This is a genomic window from Faecalibacterium sp. 9, assembly GCF_048320955.1.
Taxonomy (GTDB): Bacteria; Bacillota; Clostridia; order Oscillospirales; family Ruminococcaceae; genus Faecalibacterium; species Faecalibacterium wellingii.
Window position 1 is genome coordinate 615,933 of record NZ_JBLWGB010000001.1, and the last position, 20,653, is coordinate 636,585.

The 20,653-nt window shown below is 57.8% G+C and carries 18 protein-coding genes; 13 read left to right on the forward strand and 5 right to left on the reverse strand.

What is annotated here, in order from left to right:
* The first annotated feature begins 167 nt into the window (after window positions 1-167).
* The 4 genes from ACKXF9_RS02865 to ACKXF9_RS02880 all read left to right on the forward strand — a co-directional run bounded on the left by ACKXF9_RS02865 (window position 168) and on the right by ACKXF9_RS02880 (window position 5,042).
* On the forward strand, window positions 168-1,505 hold the full coding sequence (locus tag ACKXF9_RS02865; RefSeq protein ID WP_348584246.1) for a TrkH family potassium uptake protein: 1,338 nt from the start codon (window positions 168-170) through the stop codon (window positions 1,503-1,505).
* Between the two features lie 11 nt (window positions 1,506-1,516).
* Complete coding sequence (locus ACKXF9_RS02870; RefSeq protein ID WP_294648750.1) at window positions 1,517-2,164, forward strand: potassium channel family protein; 648 nt, start codon at window positions 1,517-1,519, stop codon at window positions 2,162-2,164.
* A 189-nt stretch (window positions 2,165-2,353) separates the two neighbouring features.
* Window positions 2,354-4,327, forward strand: a complete 1,974-nt coding sequence (locus tag ACKXF9_RS02875; protein WP_418265238.1) for a DUF4118 domain-containing protein — start codon at window positions 2,354-2,356, stop codon at window positions 4,325-4,327.
* Window positions 4,320-5,042 (forward strand): response regulator, encoded by a 723-nt coding sequence (locus ACKXF9_RS02880; protein WP_249237702.1) that lies wholly within the window; start codon window positions 4,320-4,322, stop codon window positions 5,040-5,042. The genes ACKXF9_RS02875 and ACKXF9_RS02880 overlap by 8 nt, the downstream gene beginning before the upstream one ends.
* Before the next feature lie 132 nt (window positions 5,043-5,174).
* Here the strand turns inward: ACKXF9_RS02880 and pyrB are convergent, their stop codons facing one another.
* From pyrB to ACKXF9_RS02905, 5 genes are all read right to left on the reverse strand, one after another.
* Entirely contained in the window at window positions 5,175-6,128 is a 954-nt protein-coding gene (gene pyrB / locus ACKXF9_RS02885; RefSeq protein WP_418265239.1) for an aspartate carbamoyltransferase, read from the reverse strand.
* Window positions 6,119-7,420: an adenylosuccinate synthase gene (locus ACKXF9_RS02890; RefSeq protein ID WP_418265240.1), complete on the reverse strand. Its 1,302-nt coding sequence runs from the start codon at window positions 7,418-7,420 to the stop codon at window positions 6,119-6,121. Before ACKXF9_RS02890 ends, pyrB begins: the two co-directional genes overlap by 10 nt.
* Before the next feature lie 6 nt (window positions 7,421-7,426).
* Window positions 7,427-8,650, reverse strand: a complete 1,224-nt coding sequence (locus ACKXF9_RS02895) for an argininosuccinate synthase (protein ID WP_418265241.1) — start codon at window positions 8,648-8,650, stop codon at window positions 7,427-7,429.
* Between the two features lie 229 nt (window positions 8,651-8,879).
* On the reverse strand, window positions 8,880-9,680 hold the full coding sequence (locus tag ACKXF9_RS02900) for a YoaK family protein (protein WP_308632277.1): 801 nt from the start codon (window positions 9,678-9,680) through the stop codon (window positions 8,880-8,882).
* 138 nt (window positions 9,681-9,818) lie between these two features.
* On the reverse strand, window positions 9,819-10,472 hold the full coding sequence (locus ACKXF9_RS02905; protein ID WP_418265242.1) for an HAD family hydrolase: 654 nt from the start codon (window positions 10,470-10,472) through the stop codon (window positions 9,819-9,821).
* Between the two features lie 241 nt (window positions 10,473-10,713).
* Between ACKXF9_RS02905 and ACKXF9_RS02910 the strand changes: the two genes are divergently transcribed.
* The 9 genes from ACKXF9_RS02910 (at window position 10,714) to argC (ending at window position 20,575) form a co-directional block, all read left to right on the forward strand.
* Window positions 10,714-11,790: a branched-chain amino acid aminotransferase gene (locus tag ACKXF9_RS02910; protein ID WP_097776827.1), complete on the forward strand. Its 1,077-nt coding sequence runs from the start codon at window positions 10,714-10,716 to the stop codon at window positions 11,788-11,790.
* Window positions 11,791-12,139: 349 nt separating this feature from the next.
* On the forward strand, window positions 12,140-12,910 hold the full coding sequence (locus tag ACKXF9_RS02915) for an alpha/beta hydrolase (RefSeq protein WP_418265243.1): 771 nt from the start codon (window positions 12,140-12,142) through the stop codon (window positions 12,908-12,910).
* 21 nt (window positions 12,911-12,931) lie between these two features.
* Window positions 12,932-13,690, forward strand: coding sequence for an esterase family protein (locus ACKXF9_RS02920; protein WP_207699090.1), 759 nt, complete (start codon window positions 12,932-12,934; stop codon window positions 13,688-13,690).
* Window positions 13,691-13,850: 160 nt separating this feature from the next.
* Complete coding sequence (locus tag ACKXF9_RS02925; RefSeq protein WP_418265244.1) at window positions 13,851-15,182, forward strand: ATP-grasp domain-containing protein; 1,332 nt, start codon at window positions 13,851-13,853, stop codon at window positions 15,180-15,182.
* A 129-nt stretch (window positions 15,183-15,311) separates the two neighbouring features.
* A complete protein-coding gene (locus ACKXF9_RS02930; protein ID WP_249237714.1) occupies window positions 15,312-16,139 on the forward strand; it encodes an MYG1 family protein in 828 nt (275 codons plus the stop codon).
* Window positions 16,126-16,431: a GIY-YIG nuclease family protein gene (locus tag ACKXF9_RS02935; protein ID WP_348584258.1), complete on the forward strand. Its 306-nt coding sequence runs from the start codon at window positions 16,126-16,128 to the stop codon at window positions 16,429-16,431. The genes ACKXF9_RS02930 and ACKXF9_RS02935 overlap by 14 nt, the downstream gene beginning before the upstream one ends.
* A gap of 367 nt (window positions 16,432-16,798) precedes the next feature.
* Window positions 16,799-18,031, forward strand: a complete 1,233-nt coding sequence (locus ACKXF9_RS02940) for an argininosuccinate synthase (protein ID WP_418265245.1) — start codon at window positions 16,799-16,801, stop codon at window positions 18,029-18,031.
* Window positions 18,032-18,236: 205 nt separating this feature from the next.
* Complete coding sequence (gene argH, locus ACKXF9_RS02945; protein ID WP_418265246.1) at window positions 18,237-19,637, forward strand: argininosuccinate lyase; 1,401 nt, start codon at window positions 18,237-18,239, stop codon at window positions 19,635-19,637.
* Complete coding sequence (gene argC, locus ACKXF9_RS02950; protein ID WP_348584260.1) at window positions 19,634-20,575, forward strand: N-acetyl-gamma-glutamyl-phosphate reductase; 942 nt, start codon at window positions 19,634-19,636, stop codon at window positions 20,573-20,575. Before argH ends, argC begins: the two co-directional genes overlap by 4 nt.
* Window positions 20,576-20,653 lie beyond the last annotated feature (78 nt).

Genomic DNA, 20,653 nt, shown 5'->3' on the forward strand with positions numbered 1-20,653 from the left:
ACAGCTGGGCGGACATTACCGCTTTTTTTTGCGCTGGTGATGCCCGGCATTTTTTAGTGTTGACTGATCGATTTTAATGGAATCTTTATACTTCTACAATTTTCTTTACGGCTCCTTTATCTGTTCCATGCTAATCTTTATGCACACGGACAGGTAAAGGAGCTTTTATGATTCAATATCCTCGTTACAGGCAGCACCGTTTTTCTTCTTTTCAGGTCATTATTGCAGGGTTTGCGGCAGTTGATCTGGTGGGCGCATTGCTTCTGATGCTCCCGATCGCTGCACAGCAGCGGTGCATCACACCGTTCCATGAGGCACTGTTTACCTCCACCTCCGCCCTTTGCGTGACCGGCCTTGTGGTTCAGGATACCGGCAGCTACTGGTCGGCATTCGGGCAGAGCGTGATCCTTCTTCTGATCCAGATCGGAGGATTGGGCGTCATTACGGTGGGTGCTGCCTTTGCGCTGCTTTCCGGGCGAAAGATCTCCCTCAAGCAGCGCAGCACGATGCAGGAAGCTACGGCTGCCCCGCAGATGGGCGGCATCGTGCGGCTGACAGGCTTTATTCTGCGGATCACCGCCCTGTTTGAATTGGCCGGTGCTGCACTGCTGCTGCCGACATTTTGCGCCGATTATGGTTTGCGCGGGATCTGGTATGCATTGTTTCATTCCATTTCGGCGTTCTGCAATGCCGGTTTTGACCTGCTGGGAACAGAGGGGGCAAAATTTGTCTCGCTGACGCAGTATGCAGGAAACCCATTGCTTACCACAGTGATCGCGGCCCTGATCGTCTTTGGCGGCCTTGGCTTTCTGACATGGGAGGACATTTGTACATATCGCCTTAATTTTCACCGTTACCGGATGCAGAGCAAGGTGATCCTTGTCACAACGGCATTTCTTCTGGTATTGCCGACGCTGTACTTTTATTGCTTCGAGTTCACGGCAGGCTCTGCCCGGCAGCGCATTTTATTGTCGATGTTCCAATCCGTTACCCCCCGTACTGCTGGTTTTAACACTGCTGATCTTGCTGCGATGGGCAGCACTTCACAGGCATTGATGGTGGTTCTGATGCTGTTGGGCGGTTCGCCCGGCTCCACGGCAGGCGGCATGAAAACCACAACATTTGCCGTTCTGCTGGCCAATATGTGGGCGACCTTCCGCCGCAGAGAAGATGCCGAATTTTTCGGGCGGCGCATAGATGGTTCCGCGGTCAAGAATGCTGCCACCATCGCAGGGATGTATTTGACGCTGTTCTTCCTCGGAGCCTTTGTCATTGCTGCGGCAGAGCAATTGCCGATGTCGGTCTGTCTGTATGAGACTGCTTCGGCTGTGGCAACGGTGGGCCTGACATTGGGCATCACACCGCAGCTGGGCATCCTTTCGCAGGGGGTGCTGATCGCACTGATGTTTTTGGGACGTGTTGGCGGATTGACGTTGATCTATGCGGCATTTGGCAGCAGCCCTGCCCACTCTCGTCTGCCGCAGGAGAAAATCGCAATCGGATAAAGGAGGCAACTATGAAATCGATTCTTTTGATTGGGCTTGGCCGTTTTGGCCGCCATATTGCGCAGGAACTGAATGAGCTGGGCCATCAGGTCATGGCGATCGACAACAACGAAGACCGTGTGAACGCCGTACTTTCCTATGTGACGAATGCACAGATCGGTGACAGCACCAGCGAATACTTTCTGCGCTCCCTCGGTGTTGGCAATTTTGATGTGTGCATCGTAACCATCGGCGGTAATTTTCAAAGCTCGCTGGAAACCACTTCACTGCTCAAAGAATTGGGGGCAAAGCTTGTGGTCTCGCGTGCAGAGCGGGATGTACAAGCCAAGTTTCTGCTGCGCAACGGTGCGGATGAAGTGGTCTACCCGGAAAAGCAGCTGGCAAAGTGGGCAGCGATCCGATACAGCTCCGAACACATTCTGGATTACATCGAGCTGCAGGACGACCACGCCATCATGGAAGTGACCATTCCGCCGGAATGGATGGATCGCACGATCGGTGAGATCAATATCCGAAAAAAGTATAACATCAACATTCTTGCACTGAAAAAAGACGGAAAGCTCGATATGAGCATCACGCCGGATACGCAGCTGTGCCGGGATGAAAGTATGCTGGTTTTGGGAAAATACGCATCGATCCAGAAGTGTTTCCGGCTCTGAAAAGATAGGACGGATCATATGGATGTCGTTTTGTTATTGATGGTTCTTGGAGTCATGTTGAGTGGTTTCCGGGCAGCAGATGCACTGGATCACATGCGGAAGGAGATCCTTCAACAGGAAGGAAAAAGACGCGGCTGGTGGTCGTGACCATCAAATTGTGCTATACTGTGGGCAAGGCAGGTGATCTTTATGAATCAGAATGACCCACCCACTGAACATATTCTGGCGTGTCTGTCGTCCTCTCCCTCCAATGCAAAGATCGTGCGGACGGCGGCAACGATGGCAAAGGCGTTTGGCGGGACCTTTACAGCTCTGTATGTCCGGACTCCGGATTCGGATCAGATGGGAAAAGAGGATCGTCGGCGCTTGCAGCAGCACATTCGTATGGCAGAACAGGCAGGTGCCGACATTTCTACGATCTACGGGGATGACATTCCGCAGCAGATCGCAGAGTTTGCCCGGATCTCCGGCATTACAAAAATCGTACTGGGGCGCTCCAGCGTACATCGCCGTCATTTCTGGAGCGGGCCGTCCCTGACTGAAAAATTGACGCTGACTGCACCTAATCTGGATATTTATATCATCCCGGATGCTTCTGCAGAGAACGGCTACGATTCAGGACGGAAGCTGTTCACCCGTCCGCTTCTGCCGTCTGTCCGTGATCTGCTGATCACCGCAGGCATCCTGAGCGGCATCACGCTCATCGGCTTCTTTTTCCTGCAGCTGGACTTTGCGCGTTATAACATTATTATGCTCTATATGCTGGGGGTGCTGTTCACCGCATGGTTTACCAGCGGTTACACCTGTGGTGTGCTGGGCTCTGTTGCCAGTGTTGCGCTGTACAATTTTTTTCTGACGGAACCGCGCCTGACATTCCATGCGTATGATCCCGGTTATCAGGTCACATTTGCCCTGATGCTGACCTCTGCGATCATTACCTGTGCGTTGACGACACGGTTGAAAGACCATGCAAAAATGTCTGCGCAGGCAGCGTTCCGTACAAAAATACTGTTTGACACAAATCAGCTTTTACAGAGAGCAAAAAGCGAGGAAGAGATCCTCTCTCAGACAGCTTCCCAGCTGATGAAGCTGCTGAACCGGAGCCTGATCGTTTACCCGGAACAAAACGGAGATCTTGGGGCAGAACAGGTTTTTGGGGTTGACGGGGAAACGGCGCAAAACATCTTTTCTGCACCGGAAGAACGGGATGCAGCAAACTGGACGTTTGCCAACAAAAAGCGTTCCGGTGCAGGCACGGATAGCTACCCGGACGCAAAGGGGCTTTATCTTGCACTTCGGACCGGAGGCGGCGTGTTTGGAGTGATCGGGATCGATCTGTCCGAAAAACCGCTGGATGCCTTTGAAAACAGCGTGCTGCTCTCCATTCTGGGTGAAGGCGCGCTGGCCATCGAAAACCGCAGAAACGCACTGGAAAAAGAGCAGGCAACCGTGCAGGCAAAAAATGAAGAGCTGCGGGCAAACCTGCTGCGCACGATCTCCCATGACCTGCGCACCCCGCTGACCTCCATTTCCGGCAATGCCAGCAATCTGCTTTCCAACGGAGAAACGCTGGATAAAGAGACCCGGAACAAGATCTGCACCGATATTTTTGACGATGCACAATGGCTGATCGGTCTGGTGGAAAATCTGCTTTCCATCACCCGCATTGAAGATGGACGGATGAATCTGCAGATCTCACCGCAGCTGATGGACGAAATGATCGAAGAAGCACTGCATCATGTCAACCGGAAAAGCTGTGAACACACCATCACAACACAGTATGGGGACGAGATCCTCCTGGTCAATGTGGATGCCCGGCTGATCATGCAGGTCGTTGTCAATCTGGTGGATAACGCCATCAAATACACCCCTGTGGGCTCGGTCATTCAGATCTCGGCTTACCGGAAAGACCATCAGGTCGTAGTGGAGGTGGCAGATAACGGTCCCGGCATTCCGGATCGCGCAAAAGCACAGGTGTTCGAGATGTTTTATACCGGGCAGAGCCGCATTGCAGACAGCCACCGCAGCCTTGGACTGGGCCTGCCCCTCTGCCGTGCGATCCTGACGGCTCACGGCGGAACATTGGCCCTGCGTGACAACATTCCCAATGGCAGTGTCTTTTCCTTTGCATTGCCGCAAAGTGAGGTGAACATTCATGAATAAGCCGTCCATTCTGGTCGTAGAGGATGATGTTCCTGTACGGTGTCTGATCACAACGACCCTGAAGACCCACGGCTATAAATATCTGACTGCTTCCAATGGGGAAACGGCGATCATGATGGCCACCAGCCACAATCCGGACATCATGCTGCTGGATCTTGGGCTGCCCGATATAGACGGCATTGAGGTCATCCGCAGCGTCCGCACATGGTCGAACCTGCCCATCATCGTCCTGAGTGCCCGGAGTGAGGATTCTGATAAGATCGAGGCGCTGGACAACGGCGCAGACGATTATCTGACAAAGCCGTTTTCCGTGGACGAGCTGCTGGCAAGACTGCGTGTAACGCAGCGCCGATTGAATCTGCTGGCTTCTGACGGCATCAACAGTCCGGTTTTTGTCAATGGCCCTTTGAAGATCGATTTCTCGGCCGGCTGCGTCTGGTTGAGCGAGAATGAATTGCATCTGACCCCCATCGAGTACAAACTGCTGTGTGTGCTGGCGCATAATGTGGGCAAGGTGCTGACGCATACCTCCCTCACGCAGAAAGTATGGGGCAGTACGCAGGAAAATGACATTGCCTCCTTGCGTGTTTATATGGCATCCCTGCGCAAAAAACTGGAACGATGCCCGGATGCGCCGCATCTGATCCAGACCCATGTTGGCGTAGGATACCGGATGCTGCGCGTGGAAAATGATGCAGCCATCCCCGAAGAATAATCTGCATAAAAGGTTCCGGTGCCCACACCCGTGCCGAGTGGATGGACCGGCATCTGGATCAAACGCAAAATGCCCGCCCACTGTGGTTTTTCCACGGTGGGCGGGCATGATGTTTTCCCGGGAGGCAAAGGCTCAGCGCTGCAGGACTTTTTTCCCGGTCAGCGGGTCGGGAATGCCCAGCAGGGCCAGAATGATCGCCATGCGGATGTAAACGCCGTTGTGCACCTGATCAAAGTAGGCGGCACGCGGGTCGTCATCCACATCCTTTTTGATCTCGTCGATGCGGGGCAGCGGATGGAGCACCGGCATATCCTGCGGTGCCTTCTGCAGCAGCGCTTCGTCCAGCTGGTAGCAGCCTTTCAGGCGCAGGTATTCTTCCTCGTTGAAAAAGCGCTCCTGCTGGATACGAGTCATGTACAGCACATCCAAATGCGGCAGCTCGGCTTCAAGGTCAGCCGTTTCCTTATAAATCTGATGGGTCGGCTCCAGCGATTCATTCTTCACATACTGCGGCAGGCGCAGATCTTCCGGCGAGATGAACACGAACCGGTTGCCCTCAAACTGGCTCAGCGCAGCGGTCAGGGAGTGGACCGTGCGGCCAAACTTGAGGTCGCCGCAGAAGCCGATGGTCAGATGATCCAGCCGCCCCCTGCGCTGGCGAATGGTCATGAGGTCGATCATCGTCTGGCTGGGATGGGCGTGCCCGCCGTCGCCTGCATTAATCACCGGCACACGTGCAGAAAGGGATGCCCGCAGCGGTGCGCCCTCTTTGGGGTGGCGCATGGCGATCACATCGGCGTAGTTGCTCACCACGCGGGCGGTGTCCTCCACCGTCTCGCCCTTGCTGGCGGAAGAAAGCTGTGCCCCTGCAAAGCCCAGTGTCTTGCCGCCCAGCCGCAGCATGGCCGATTCAAACGAAAGGCGGGTGCGGGTGGAAGGCTCATAGAACAGGGTGGCCAGAATGCGCCCATCGCACAGGTGGGCATAGGGTGTCGGGTCGGCCTCCATCCGGTCGGCAAGATCCAGAAGGGCCAGCTGCTCTTCCAGAGAAAAGCTGTTGGGCTCAATAAAGTGTCTCACAGCCATGCTCCTTTCAGCACGAACTTCTCGCGCTCGGCACCGGTGGAAACGAACTGGATCTCATGGCCCAGCTGCTTTTCCAGGAATTCCACGTAAGCCTTGGCCTCTTTGGGCAGCTCATCCCAGCTCTTGCAGCCGGAGATGTCCTTCTGCCAGCCGGGCAGCATGGTGACCACCGGCTCTACACGGTCAAGGTCGGACAGCGGGTCGAAGCTGGGGACTTGCACGCCATCCAATGTGTAACCGGTGATCACCGGGATCTCCTTCATGCTGCTGAGCACATCCAGCTTGGTGAGGGCGATCTTGTCCGCGCCCTGACAGGCCAGACCGTAGCGGCTGGCCACACAGTCAAAGGGGCCTACCCGGCGGGGACGGCCGGTGGCGGCACCGTATTCGCCGCCTGCCTTGCGCAGCTGCTCGTTCCAGCTTTCGCTCATGGCATTCTCGGCGGCAAAGGGGCCTGCACCCACACAGGTGGAGTAGGCCTTCAGCACACCTACCACGTGGTCCAGCTTGCAATTGGGGATGCCTGCACCCAGCGGCGCATAGGCGGCCAGCGTGTTGGAGCTGGAAGTGAAGGGGAAGATGCCGTAATCGATATCCCGCATGGCACCCAGCTGCGCTTCCAGCACGATGCGCTTGCCGCTGTCGTGGGCCTGCTGCAGGAATGCGCCTGCATCGCAGATGTAGGGAGAGAACTGTCCCGCCTGCATCCGGCACCATTCCAGCAGGGCGTCATAGCTCATGGGCTCCTGATGGTAACAGCCTGCCAGCTCCAGATTCTTGGATTCCAAAATCATGTGCAGGCGGTCCTGCACCCGCTTTTCGTTCAGGTGCAGCAGATCCCCCAGACGCAGGGTCTTTTTGCGGTACTTGTCGCTGTAGGCGTAGGCGATGCCGCGACGGGTGGAGCCGAAAGCGGTGCCCTTTCTGGCAAGGCGGTCCTCTTCCAGCCCGTCCTGTACCTTGTGCCACGGCATGGAAATGGTGGCCTTATCCGAGAGCTTGAGGTTTTCGGGGCCGACCCGGATGCCGCGCTGCTCGATGGCGTCCATCTCCCCGGCCAGATGGTCCAGATCGATCACCATGCCTGCGCCCAGCACACAAGTCACGTCCGGGTGCAGGATGCCGGAGGGCAGCAGGTTCAGGATGAACTTGCCCTGCTCCGTGACGACTGTGTGGCCGGCGTTGTTGCCGCCCTGATAGCGGGCCACTACATCGGCGTTTTCAGCTAACAGGTCGATGACACGGCCCTTGCCCTCATCGCCCCAATTGATACCAGTAACTGCGGTAAGCATAACTCTTTATTTACCTTCTTTTTCGTTGTTTACGATGGCCTGCACCTTGGTGGGCAGACCATAGATGTTGATGAAGCCGGTGGCATCGCTCTGCTTGTAGTCGCCGCCGGCGGCAAAGGTGGCGATGTCTTCCCGGTAGAGGGAGTAGGGCGACCAGACCCCTGCATTGATGAGGTTGCCCTTGTACAGTTCCAGACGCACCTTGCCGGTGACATGCTCCTGCGTGGAGGTGACGAAGGCACTCAGGGCCTTGCGCAGAGGGCTGAACCACTGGCCGTCGTAGACCAGTTCACCAAAGGTGATGGCCAGCTCGCGCTTCTTGTGGGCGGTGAGCTTGTCCAGCGTCAGGGTCTCCAGAACCTCGTGGGCCTTGTACAGGATGGTGCCGCCGGGGGTCTCGTAGACGCCGCGGCTCTTCATGCCCACCAGACGGTTTTCCACCACGTCATACAGGCCGATGCCGTTGCGTCCGCCGATCTCGTTCAGCTTTGCGATGATGGCGGCGGACTTCAGCTTCTCGCCGTTCAGGGCCACCGGCACGCCCTGTTCAAATTCCAGCTCCACGAACTCGGACTTGTCCGGGGCGGTCTTGGGGCTGACGCCCAGCTCAAGGAAGCCGGGCTTTTCGTACTGGGGCTCATTGCCCGGGTCTTCCAGATCAAGGCCCTCGTGGCTCAGGTGCCACAGGTTCTTGTCCTTGGAGTAGTTGGTCTCGCGGCTGATCTTCAGCGGGATGTGGTGGGCCTCGGCGTAGTCGATCTCCTCATCGCGGCTCTGGATGTCCCACTCGCGCCACGGGGTGATGATCTTCAGGTCGGGTGCAAAGTGCATGATGGCCAGCTCAAAGCGCACCTGATCGTTGCCCTTGCCGGTGCTGCCGTGGCAGACCGCATCCGCACCCTCGGCGCGGGCGATCTCCACCACCCGCTTTGCCAGAATGGGGCGTGCAAAGCTGGTGCCCAGCAGATAGCCCTCGTAATCGGCCCCGGCCTGCATGGTGGGGATGACGTAATCCTCCACAAATTCGTCGGTCAGGTCTTCGATGTACAGCTTGGATGCGCCGCTTGCCTTGGCGCGCTCCTCCAAGCCTTCCAGCTCACCCTTCTGGCCCACATTGCCGCACACGGCAATGACCTCGCAGTTGTTGTAGTGCTCTTTCAGCCACGGGATGATAATGGAAGTATCCAGACCGCCGGAGTAGGCCAGCACGACCTTTTTGATCTCAGACATAGGAACTGCCTCCGTTCACAAAACTACTTGATATACATTCGATTCCCTCTTGCAACGTTCGATTGCAGTGCTTATTATACGAGCAGACAGAGGATGTGTAAAAAGTATCCTGCACATGGCGGCAATATGATTTTTACATAAAAGCAGGGGGGCAGCTGCAACAGATACGATGCAGCTGCCCCCCCCTGCGCAGAATGCGCTCAGGCGTAAAACAAAAAATTCAGAGAGATCATCTGTGGTGCGGCGCAGCGCTCTCCTTTAATTCCTGCTGCTGTTCCTGCAGCTCCTGCCGGAGGGCGTGGTCGATCTCCCGGGTCTCCTGCCGGATCTCGGCAAGGTCTTTTTCGATCACCGGGTTCTCTTCCAGATCCTCACGAATGAACATCAGCGCAAAGCTGACCAGCAGCAGCCCGCAGGAGATCCAGATGGTTCTGCCGCCAAGCCAGACGCAGCTCTTGCTGCCAAGGCCGGAGCCCAGAGCAAACAGCAGAATGATGCCAAAATAGCGCAGCATCCGGTCTTTGGCCTTGGGGTCGCGGGTGCGGCTCCAGACACACAGGGCCTCCACGCCGCTGCGCAGGTCGCCGATGCACATGGTGCTGGCAAAGGCGTAGCCGTTCACCTTGCGGAACGCCTGCACCTGCATGGCGCAGGAAAAGGAGACGATGGCGTTGGCCAGCAGGTTCTGCTCCTGCGGCAGAAAGCCCACAAGGAACAGCAGCAGCACCTCGCCCAGCACCACCAGCTGCCGCCAGTGGAGCCGCTGCATGTTCCGGAAGTGTTCCTGCATCTTTTCGGCGGTCAGTACGCCCAGCGCAAAGGCGCACAGGGGCACCAGATAATGCAGCACCCGCTCCCAGTTTCCGTCCATCAGGTTGGAACTGAGCAGCACGATGTTGCCGGTCTGCGCGTTGGCAAATACCTTGCCGCGGAACAGGTAGGTGTAGGCGTCCTGCAGGCCGCCGGACAGGGACAGGAATACGGCTGTAAGAAAAGATTCGGACATTTGTCCGCGATGTTTTGGTTTCATGCTTGCACCTTCTTTTTTTGCTCTCCCATTTTTTTGCTCTCCCATTATAGTACATTTTTGCGGCCCGGCTGATATCAGTTTTACATGGCCGACATGTTTTGGGTGCAAGCTGTGCCGGAAAACGACCGGGAAACGCCGTTACAGCTTCCCTGCTTCCAGCAGCTTCTTTACCTCGAACAGATCCCTGCACTCGGCGGTGTACAGGCTGCGCATTTCGTCATCGGCGGGGGCAAGGTCCGGCACCATCACGGTGACAAAGCCGCCCCGGGCACCGGCCCGCACGCCGTTGTAGCTGTCCTCCAGCACCAGCGTTTCAGCCGGGACGGTGCCCAGCGCCTTGGCGGCTGTGAGGAAGATCTCCGGGTCGGGCTTGGACGCGGAGAACTGCTCGCCGGAAATAAGGGCCTTGAAGTGATCGGTCATGTGCCAGTTGTTGAGGTGCCGCAGGATGGACGCCATCCGGCTGGAGGAAGCCACCACCATGGGGATGTGCTGCGCTTCCAGATAGGCGATAAGCTCATCCAGCCCCGGCTTTTTGGGCGGCGGTGCCTGAAACGCCGTCTCTGCCTGCTGGTGCAGCGCCTCCATGATGGCGTCGGTATCGCAGTCCGGGCCGAAGAAGCGGCGCAGCACCGCCCGCATGGAGTCGCCCGCCGTGCCCCGGGCGGCGGCGTCCAGCCCTTCCTTATAAGAAAGGCCCAGTGTGGCCAGCGCGGGCCGCCACAGGGTGGCCCAGATGCGCTCGGTATCGAACATCAGACCGTCCATATCAAAAATAACACCTTTTATCATTGTGCAAAAAGCTCCTTTCTGAGCCTGTAAGATCCGGCTTATGCCCTCATTGTATCATATTTTGGGCAGATTGCACATAGAAAAGCAGGCAATTCCGCGCAACTTAACAGGGGGAAAGATGAAAGATTTTTCGTTTCCTTGTAAAACGATTTCATAATACTATAATAGAAAACAACATTCGGTGTTTGCGGGCGCATTTTCACTCGCTGCGCCCGAGATCAGGAAAGAGGGAAAATAAATCATGTTGGATATCAAGATCACCCGTACCACTGCTCCGAAGGCAAAGCCTGACGAGAGCAATCTGGGTTTTGGCAAGAAGTTCACCGACCATATGTTCGTGATGGATTACACCGAGGGCGAAGGCTGGCACGATGCCCGCATTGTCCCCTACGGCCCCTTTGAACTGGACCCGGCTACTGTCGTGTTCCACTACGCTCAGGAGATCTTTGAGGGCATGAAGGCATACCGCACGGCCGATGATACCGTCCAGCTGTTCCGCCCGGACTGCAACGCAAAGCGTTTCCAGGACTCCGCCGACCGTCTGTGCATCCCCAAGATCCCTGTGGAGGACTACATTCAGGCGGTTGAAACTCTGGTGGATGTGGACCGTGACTGGGTGCCCCATTCCGACGGTGCTTCCCTGTATATCCGTCCCTTCATTTTTGCAAACGACGTGGGTCTGGGCGTGCACGCTTCCAAGCACTACATTTTCTGCATCATCTGCGCTCCCTCGGGCGCTTACTATGCCGAGGGCATCAACCCCGTGCGCATCTACGTGGAAGACGAGTACATCCGTGCCGCTCCCGGCCTGACCGGCTTCACCAAGTGCGGCGGCAACTATGCTGCTTCCATCAAGGCCGGTGAGCTGGCCGAGGAGCAGGGCTACGCACAGGTGCTGTGGCTGGACGGCGTGGAGAAGAAGTACGTCGAGGAAGTTGGCAGCATGAACATCATGTTCAAGATCGACGGCAAGGTGTACACCGCTGCTACCGTCGGCACCGTTCTGCCCGGCGTTACCCGCCGCAGCTGCATCGAGCTGCTGAAGGACTGGGGCTATGAGGTCGTCGAGGGCAAGATCGCCATTGCCGACATCATGGCTGCTGCCCGCGAAGGCAAGCTGGAAGAGGTGTTCGGCACCGGTACCGCCGCTGTCGTCTCCCCCGTCAAGGAGCTGGTCTGGAAGGGCGAGCACGCCTACATCGGCGACGGCAAGATCGGCCCTGTCACCCAGAAGCTGTACGACACCATGACCGGTATGCAGTGGGGCAAGATCCCCGATACCAAGGGCTGGATCGTGCCTGTTGAGAAAAAGAACTGATCCCGATTCTCCGGAGAGAACCTTTTTATTCAGAATAGCAGCAAACGCCGCCAGGCCTCCGCTCGGCGGCGTTTGCCGTATCACCCTCTCAGTCAGTGCCTGCGGCCCTGCCAGCTCTCCCGAAGGGCGAGCTTTGAGCGGGAACTGGAACGTTTTCCTTTTTGGAAGAAGCTCCCCCATCGGGGGAGCTGGCTGCGAACACAGTGAGCAGACTGAGAGGGTTTCTTCGCGTCAAACCTCCAAAATTTCCCGGCGCAATTGCTTTCTGTGCCCTGCAGTGCTAAACTGAAAACAGAACAGCGGCCTGCATTGCGGCAGGCGTGCGGGAAAGATTGAGAGGAATGGACCCATGGTCAAAAAATGGAGCGTGAGCTACCCTGCCGTCAACGGCACCGAGCAGCGCAGAGTATATGTTTATCTGCCCACGATGTATGAAGCTGACCCCGACCGCCGGTATCCGGTGCTGTATATGTTCGACGGCCAGAACGTCTTTTTTGACGAGGATGCCACCTTTGGCAAAAGCTGGGGCGTGGCCGATTATCTGGACTACACCGACACCCCGCTGATCGTGGCGGCGGTGGAATGCAATGCCGGGGCCAATAACGAGCGGCTGGTGGAGTATTCGCCCTACCGGTTCGACGACCCGCAGTTCGGCCACTTCGACGGCATGGGTCAGGCCACCATGAGCTGGTATATCCACCGGTTCAAACCCTTCATCGACCGCAACTTCCGCACCCTGCCCGACCGGGAGCACACCTTTATCGGAGGCAGCAGCATGGGCGGCCTGATGAGCCTGTACGCCCTTTTGCAGTACAACGACACTTTCAGCCGTGCGGCGGCGCTGTCGCCGTCCATCTGGGTGTCGCCGGAAAAGCTTTCCGGCCTTGTGGGCCGCGCAAAGCTGGAGCCGGGCACCGTGCTGTACATGGACTACGGCTCCCGCGAGATGGGCAACCACGACGGGATGCGCCGCGGCTTTGCAGAGATGTGCGCAAAGGTCATGACCCGGGGCATCCACCTTACCAGCCGCATCGTGCCCGGCGGCACACACAGCGAAGCCAGCTGGGAAAAACAGCTGCCCTTTATGTTCCATACTCTGATGTATGAGGTGGAGGAGTAAACCCTAAAAGGAGGAAACACCATGGAAATGCAGTATTTTAAGGACTACAGCCCGGCGCTGGGCCGCGACATGGAGTGCAAAATTTACGGCCACGCAGGCCGCCCGATGCTGTACATCCCCTGTCAGGATGGCCGCTTCTTCGATTTTGAGAACTTCCACATGGCCGACACCCTTGCCCCATGGATCGATGCTGGTAAGATCATGGTGATCTCCATTGATACCATGGACAAGGAGACCTGGTCCGACACGCAGGGTGACCCCTATTGGCGCATCCGCCGCTATGAGCAGTGGCTGCGCTATATCGTGGAGGAGGCTGTGCCCAAGATCCAGTATCTGGCCAAGGAGCGCAACGGCTGGGACGACCTGCCCGGTGTCATTGCCTTTGGCTGCAGTCTGGGTGCCACCCATGCGGTCAACCTGTACCTGCGCCGCCCGGATGTGTTCTGCGGCTGTCTGGCCCTCAGCGGCATCTACACGGCCCACTATGGCTTCGGCAATTATATGGACGAGCTGGTGTACATGAACTCGCCCGTGGACTACATGAAGAACTTCCCGGAGGATCACCCCTACATGCAGCTGTTCCGCAGCCAGAAGGCGGTCATCTGCTGCGGTCAGGGCGACTGGGAGCAGCCGGACACCACATGGTTCCTCAAGCGCATCTTCGAGGCCAAGAACATCCCCATCTGGGTAGACCTGTGGGGCCACGATGTGAACCACGACTGGAACTGGTGGTATAAGCAGACTGCATATTACATGCCGTATATTCTGGGCGAGCAGTAAAACAAACCCTCTCAGGCGCTGACGCGCCAGCTCTCCCGAAGGGCGAGCTTTGATGCATCTGACGGAAAAGCAGAAAAAGCTCCCCCTTCGGGGGAGCTGGCAACGCTGTAAGCGTTGACTGAGAGGGTTTTTTTATAGAGGAAAGAGGAATCGTAAAACCATGCAGAATTTTATTTTTATTTCGCCCAACTTCCCCACCAACTACTGGCAGTTCTGCCATGAGCTGAAAAACAACGGCATGAACGTGCTGGGCATCGGCGACCAGCCCTACGATGAGCTGAAGCCGGAGCTGAAGGACAGCCTGAACGAGTACTACAAGGTGGGCAGTCTGGAAAACTACGATGAGGTCTACCGCGCCGTGGCCTTCTTTGCATTCAAGTATGGCCGCATCGACTGGCTGGAGTCCAACAATGAATACTGGCTGGAGAGGGACGCAGCCCTGCGCACCGATTTCCACATCACCTCCGGCTTCCAGACCTCCGATATGCCCCGCATCAAGTACAAGAGCAAGATGAAGGAGTATTACCAGAAGGCCGGCATCGCCACCGCACGCTACCACATGGTGGACGATTACGAGGGCTGCCGGAAGTTCATCGACGAGGTGGGCTACCCGGTGGTGGTAAAGCCGGATAACGGCGTGGGCGCATCCGACACCCACAAGCTGTCCAGCGACGAGGATCTGAAAAAGTTCCTCGTCCAGAAGACGGCCCATCACCCGGATGTGGAGTACATCATGGAGGAGTTCGTCCGGGCCGAGGTGAACAGCTACGATGCCATCATCGATGCCAACGGCAACCCCATCTTTGAGGCCGGAAACGTGAGCCCCATGTCCATCATGGATATCGTCAACGACAACGACAACTCCATCTATTACATCATCAAGGACCTGCCCGAGGACACCCGCGCCGCAGGCCGTGCCGCCGTCAAGAGCTTTGGCGTGAAGAGCCGTTTCATCCACTTTGAGTTCTTCCGCATGACCGAGGATCAGGCCAGCATGGGCCAAAAGGGCCAGATCGTGGCACTGGAAGTCAACATGCGCCCCTGCGGCGGCTTCACCCCGGATATGATCAACTTTGCCCGCTCCACCAACGTTTACAAGATCTGGGCGGACATGATCGCTTTTGGCGGCACCGATATGCCGGTGGGCGAGCACTTCTACTGCCCGTTTGCAGGCCGCCGCGACGGTAAGCACTTTGTGTACAGCCACGAGCAGATCATGCAGAAGTACCAGCAGAACATGCGCATGGTGGACCGCATGCCGGACGCGCTGAGCGGCGCCATGGGCAACCAGATGTACGTTGCCACCTTCTCCACCCGCGAGGGCATGGAGCAGTTCTACTCCGATGTGCTGGCCGTCACCGACGAAAACAACGCCGCTGTGCAGAAGGAGCTGAGCAGCATTCTGGCTCTGGGCGAGCCGGAGACCGCCCCGGCCCAAAAGGCCGAGAGCAAGCCTGCCGCCAAGCCTGCCCGCACCGCAAAGAAAAAGTAAAACGAATGCACTGACTGCATAAATCCTCAGCCCCGGAACGGCATCTGCCGCCCCGGGGCTTTTCGTTGTCCCTTTTGGCAAAGTGTGGTATACTGTTGCCAGAGATTTTATTGGGAACGAGGTACATCTATGAAAATTCCTGCAAACGGCTTTACCCATGCCGGCAAGTTCCACGCCGACGATGTGTTTGCCACTGCGCTGCTGCAGATCCTGCGCCCGGATATCAAGATCACCCGCGGCTTTGTGGTGCCGGACGGCTTTGACGGCATCGTGTACGATGTGGGCTATGGCATGTTCGACCATCATCAGGAGCCCCGGGAGTACCGCGCAAACGGTGTGCCCTACGCGGCCTTCGGCCTGCTGTGGCGGGTGCTGGGCCCCGGCCTTGTGGGCGAGCGGCAGGCCCGGCTCATCGACGAGAACTTTATCCAGCCGCTGGACCTCAACGACAACACCGGCGAGCAGAACAGCCTGTGTGATGCCATCGGCTTTTTTAACCCGGTGTGGGACTCCAAGGAGGATCAGGACGCCTGCTTTTTCAAGGCCGTGGCCGTGGCAAAGCAGATTTTGGAAAACCAGATCGCCAGCGCCAACGCCGTGAACCGCGCCGACGAAAAGGTGCAGCAGGCCTATCAGAACTCCCGGGACGGCATCGTGGTGCTGCCCTGCTACCTGCCGTGGAAGAACGGCCTGTACAAAACGGATGCGCTGTTCGTGGTCTACCCCAGCCAGCGCGGCGGCTGGAGCGCCCAGTGCGTCACCGACCACAAGACCAAGCGCCCCAAGCTCCCCTTCCCCCAGAGCTGGGCCGGTCAGCCGCAGGAGGTCATTGAACAGAAGAGCGGCATCCCGGGCATCAGCTTCTGCCACGCCAGCCGCTTCCTCATCACGGCCAAGGATAAGGAGACCGCCCTTGCGGCCTGCCGTCAGGTGTTAAAGAACAATGGCCGCATCTGAGCATCCGGCCCGGCCCAAGCCCGCTTTTGTGTACATGGTGCGGTGTACCGGCGGCCAGCTGTACACCGGCTGGACCAACGCCCCCGCCGCCCGCCTGCAGGCCCATAAAAGCGGCAGAGGAGCCCGTTACACCCGGGCCAGAGGTGCAGCAGCCTTTGCCTATGTGGAGCGCTGTGCAGACAAGCGCAGCGCCCTGCGGCGGGAAGCTGCGCTCAAAAAGCTGCCCAAGGCGCAAAAAGAGCTGCTGTGCCGCGCATGGAGCGCGGCGGGCGGGCCCTTTTCCGGCGCATAAAGCCAAAACGAAACCCGGGACTCTTTCAGGGCCAGACGGCTCACAAAAGGGTCCCGGGCGTTTTGTTTTTGCGGTGTGAATTCTTGCCGTGTGCTGTAGTCCGCACATGCCTCCGGACAGGCTGCATGTGCCCCGAATATATACTGCGCAAATGCATAAAATGTGAATATATTCTGCAAATAACGCATAAAGATACAAATTGAACCAAAACAGAGGTCAAATCCGTGTAAGGTTTGGCGGTTTTCGGCATTGACGAAAAAGCCGCGCGGCGTATAATAAAAGCATCAACCGAAACGCAACGGAAGAGGATGCGAAGGGAAAGTACGCATCAGAAAACAAAAGTGTATTTTTAAAAGGAGCAATCATCATGAAAAAGGAAAACATCAAAAAAGTTGTTCTGGCATACTCCGGCGGTCTGGATACCTCCATCATCATTCCCTGGCTGAAGGAAAACTACAACAACTGCGAGGTCGTCGCCGTCTCCGGTGACGTGGGTCAGGGCACCGAGCTGGACGGTCTGGAAGAAAAGGCCAAGGCTACCGGCGCTTCCAAGCTGTACGTGCTGGACCTGAAGAAGGACTTCGTGGAGAACTACATCTTCCCCACCCTGAAGTTCGGCGCAAAGTACGAGGACTACCTGCTGGGCACCAGCTTTGCACGTCCCTGCATCGCCAAGGCTCTGGCTGATATCGCCATCAAGGAAGGCGCAGACGCCATCTGCCACGGCTGCACCGGCAAGGGCAACGATCAGGTGCGTTTTGAGCTGACCCTCAAGGCCCTGTGCCCCGATATGGCCATCATTGCTCCGTGGCGTGAGTGGGATATCAAGAGCCGTGACGAGGAGATCGACTACGCCGAGGCTCACCACATCCCCCTGAAGATCAACCGCGAGACCAACTACTCCAAGGATAAGAACCTGTGGCACCTGAGCCACGAGGGTCTGGATCTGGAGTGCCCCGCCAACGAGCCCCAGTACAACAAGCCCGGTTTCCTGGAGCTGGGCGTCTCCCCCGAGCAGGCTCCCGATAAGCCCACCTATGTGACCATCCACTTTGAAAAGGGCATCCCCACCGCCGTGGACGGCAAGGAGATGGGCGCTGTGGAGCTGGTGGAGCACCTGAACAAGCTGGGCGGCGAGAACGGCATCGGCCTGCTGGATATCGTGGAGAACCGTCTGGTGGGCATGAAGAGCCGCGGTGTGTATGAGACCCCCGGCGGTGCCATCCTGTACAAGGCCATCAATGTTCTGGAGACCATCACTCTGGATAAGGAAAGCTCTCACTTCAAGGCTCAGCTGGCCCAGAAGTATGCCGATATCGTCTACAACGGCCAGTGGTTCACCCCGCTGCGCGAGGCTCTGGATGCCTTTGCCGACAGTCTGGAAAAGACCGTCACCGGCGATGTGAAGCTGAAGCTCTATAAGGGCAACATGATCAACGCCGGCGTCACCTCTCCGTACACCCTGTACGACGAGCAGACCGCTTCCTTCGGTGAGGACGAGGACTACAATCAGGCCGATGCCACAGGCTTCATCAACCTGTTCGGCCTGTCCATCAAGGAGCACGCAAAGCTGTCCAAGAACTGGCCGGAGGTCAAGTAATCGGCTGTAACATTTTCCCTTTCGTGTGTTTTCACACTTTCACACGGAAGTTTCATCCAACCGGCATCGTTGCCGGCGGCACCGCCGCAGGAGCGTTTTCCCCTGCGGCGGCTTTGCCGTTTTTAGAAGAAATTGACGAACCCTCTCAGTCAAACCCTGACGGGTTTGACTGAGAGGGTTTGGACATAAAGTAAAGGATAAAACTATGGCAGAACAACTCTGGAAGGGCCGTTTTTCCAAGGCCGTGGATTCCCGCGTGAACGACTTCAACTCCTCCATCCGGTTCGACCAGCGCATGATCGCGCAGGATATGCGCGGCAGCGGCGTCCATGCCGCCATGCTGGCAAAGCAGGGCATCATCTCCGAAAAGGATTGTGAGGACATCCTCAACGGTCTGGCATCCATCGCGGATGATCTGGCAGCCGGCAGGCTGGAGATCGACCCCAATGCCGAGGATGTGCACACCTTTGTGGAGCAGACCCTCACCGCCCGCATCGGGGATGCCGGCAAGCGGCTGCACACCGGCCGCAGCCGCAACGATCAGGTGGCGCTGGATATCCGCCTGACCCTGCGGGACTACAGCCACACCCTGCAGGCCTACATCGTGGAGCTCATCAAGGTCATCTGCAAAAAGGCCGGTGAGAACACCACCGCCGTCATGCCCGGCTACACCCATCTGCAGCGTGCCCAGCCCATCACCTTTGGCCACGCCCTGATGGCCTACGCCTCCATGCTGCTGCGGGACCTGCAGCGCTTCGAGGACGCCACCGCCCGCATGGATGCTCAGTGCCCGCTGGGCTCCGGCGCTCTGGCCGGTACCACCTACCCGCTGGACCGCCAGTTCACCGCCGAAAAGCTGGGCTTTGCGGCTCCCTGCGCCAACAGTCTGGACGGCGTGTCCGACCGTGATTTCTGCATCGAGCTGGCCAATGCCATCTCCATCTGCATGATGCACCTGTCCCGTCTTTCCGAGGAGATCATCCTGTGGTGCAGCTGGGAGTTCAAGTTCATTGAGCTGGACGACGCCTTTACCACCGGCTCCTCCATCATGCCCCAGAAGAAGAACCCCGACGTCACCGAGCTGATCCGCGGCAAGACCGGCCGCGTCTACGGCGACCTGAACACCCTGCTGGTGATGATGAAGGGCATTCCTCTGGCCTACAACAAGGACATGCAGGAGGACAAGGAAGCCATCTTTGACGCAGTGGATACCCTTGAGCTGTGCCTCAAGACCGTGACCCCCATGCTGGATACCATGAAGACCCTGCCGGCCAACATGCGCCGCGCCGCCGCCAAGGGCTTCATCAACGCCACCGACTGCGCCGACTACCTCACCAAGAAGGGAATGCCCTTCCGGGATGCCTACAAGCTCACCGGCTGCATGGTGTCGGACTGCATCGCCAAGGACAAGACTCTGGAAGAGCTGACCCTCGACGAGTTCAAGAGCTACAGCGATCTGTTTGAGAACGACATTTACGAGGCCATCGATCTGGTCAAATGCTGTGAGGGCCGCACCAGCTACGGCGGCCCCAGCGAAGCCAGCGTGAAGAACCAGATCGAGCTGGCCGCTGCACAGCTGAATGCCTGGGAGGCGAATAACGCATGAGCGTGAAAGTTTTTATTGATGGCTCTTCCGGCACCACCGGCCTGCGCATTGCCGACCGGCTGGCTGCACGCCCGGAGATCGAGCTGCTGTCCATTTCCGCCGAGGGCCGCAAGGATGTGAACGAGCGGGCGAAGGTCATCAACTCCGCCGACCTCGCCTTCCTCTGCCTGCCGGATGCGGCATCCAAAGAGGTCATGCCCCTGCTGCGCCCGGACGTGAAGGTGCTGGACACCTCCACCGCCTTCCGCACCGATGCCGCATGGGACTACGGCTTCCCGGAGCTGGCGGGCCAGAAGGAAAAAATCAAAAATTCCTGCCGCGTGGCAGTGCCCGGCTGCTATGCCAGCGGCTTTATCAGCATTGCCCGCCCGCTGGTGGAGCTGGGCCTTGTCCCGGCAGAGTATCCCTTCAGCTGCACCGGCATCTCCGGCTACTCCGGCGGCGGCAAAAAGATGATCGCCGAGTACGAGAGCCCCGACCGCCCGGCGCACAGCAAGCTGGATGCGCCCAAGAGCTACGGTCTGGGCCTTGCCCATAAGCATCTGCCCGAGATGCAGAAGATCAGCGGCCTTGCTCACACCCCCATGTTCGTGCCGGTGGTGTGTGACTACTACTGCGGCATGCAGGTGCTGGTGCCGCTGGACCTGACGCTGGCGGGCACCACCGCCGAACAGGTGGCTGCAGGCATTGCCGGGTACTATAAGGACGCCGCCACCGTCAAGGTGCACGGGCTGAACGAGACCCTGCCGGAGAACGGCCTGTACTCGAACGCCATGGCCGGTACCGACCGCATGGAGCTGTACCTGACCGTGAACGCCGCCGGCGACCAGATGATGCTGGTGTCTGTGTTCGATAATCTGGGCAAGGGCTCCTCCGGTGCCGCCGTCCAGTGCATGAACCTGATGCTGGGGCTGGAAGAGACCGAAGGATTGGAATAAAAAACTCCCTTCGTCTGCTCACGGTGTTCGCATCCACCTCCCTCAAAGAGGGAGGCTTTTGCAGTTGACGGTTACGCA

Coding starts and splice junctions, on each gene's coding strand:
- ACKXF9_RS02865 (WP_348584246.1), top strand. CDS start 168: ATGATTCAATATCCTCGTTACAGGCAGCACCGTTTTTCTTCTTTTCAG.
- ACKXF9_RS02870 (WP_294648750.1), top strand. CDS start 1,517: ATGAAATCGATTCTTTTGATTGGGCTTGGCCGTTTTGGCCGCCATATT.
- ACKXF9_RS02875 (WP_418265238.1), top strand. CDS start 2,354: ATGAATCAGAATGACCCACCCACTGAACATATTCTGGCGTGTCTGTCG.
- ACKXF9_RS02880 (WP_249237702.1), top strand. CDS start 4,320: ATGAATAAGCCGTCCATTCTGGTCGTAGAGGATGATGTTCCTGTACGG.
- pyrB (WP_418265239.1), bottom strand. CDS start 6,128: ATGGCTGTGAGACACTTTATTGAGCCCAACAGCTTTTCTCTGGAAGAG.
- ACKXF9_RS02890 (WP_418265240.1), bottom strand. CDS start 7,420: ATGCTTACCGCAGTTACTGGTATCAATTGGGGCGATGAGGGCAAGGGC.
- ACKXF9_RS02895 (WP_418265241.1), bottom strand. CDS start 8,650: ATGTCTGAGATCAAAAAGGTCGTGCTGGCCTACTCCGGCGGTCTGGAT.
- ACKXF9_RS02900 (WP_308632277.1), bottom strand. CDS start 9,680: ATGAAACCAAAACATCGCGGACAAATGTCCGAATCTTTTCTTACAGCC.
- ACKXF9_RS02905 (WP_418265242.1), bottom strand. CDS start 10,472: ATGATAAAAGGTGTTATTTTTGATATGGACGGTCTGATGTTCGATACC.
- ACKXF9_RS02910 (WP_097776827.1), top strand. CDS start 10,714: ATGTTGGATATCAAGATCACCCGTACCACTGCTCCGAAGGCAAAGCCT.
- ACKXF9_RS02915 (WP_418265243.1), top strand. CDS start 12,140: ATGGTCAAAAAATGGAGCGTGAGCTACCCTGCCGTCAACGGCACCGAG.
- ACKXF9_RS02920 (WP_207699090.1), top strand. CDS start 12,932: ATGGAAATGCAGTATTTTAAGGACTACAGCCCGGCGCTGGGCCGCGAC.
- ACKXF9_RS02925 (WP_418265244.1), top strand. CDS start 13,851: ATGCAGAATTTTATTTTTATTTCGCCCAACTTCCCCACCAACTACTGG.
- ACKXF9_RS02930 (WP_249237714.1), top strand. CDS start 15,312: ATGAAAATTCCTGCAAACGGCTTTACCCATGCCGGCAAGTTCCACGCC.
- ACKXF9_RS02935 (WP_348584258.1), top strand. CDS start 16,126: ATGGCCGCATCTGAGCATCCGGCCCGGCCCAAGCCCGCTTTTGTGTAC.
- ACKXF9_RS02940 (WP_418265245.1), top strand. CDS start 16,799: ATGAAAAAGGAAAACATCAAAAAAGTTGTTCTGGCATACTCCGGCGGT.
- argH (WP_418265246.1), top strand. CDS start 18,237: ATGGCAGAACAACTCTGGAAGGGCCGTTTTTCCAAGGCCGTGGATTCC.
- argC (WP_348584260.1), top strand. CDS start 19,634: ATGAGCGTGAAAGTTTTTATTGATGGCTCTTCCGGCACCACCGGCCTG.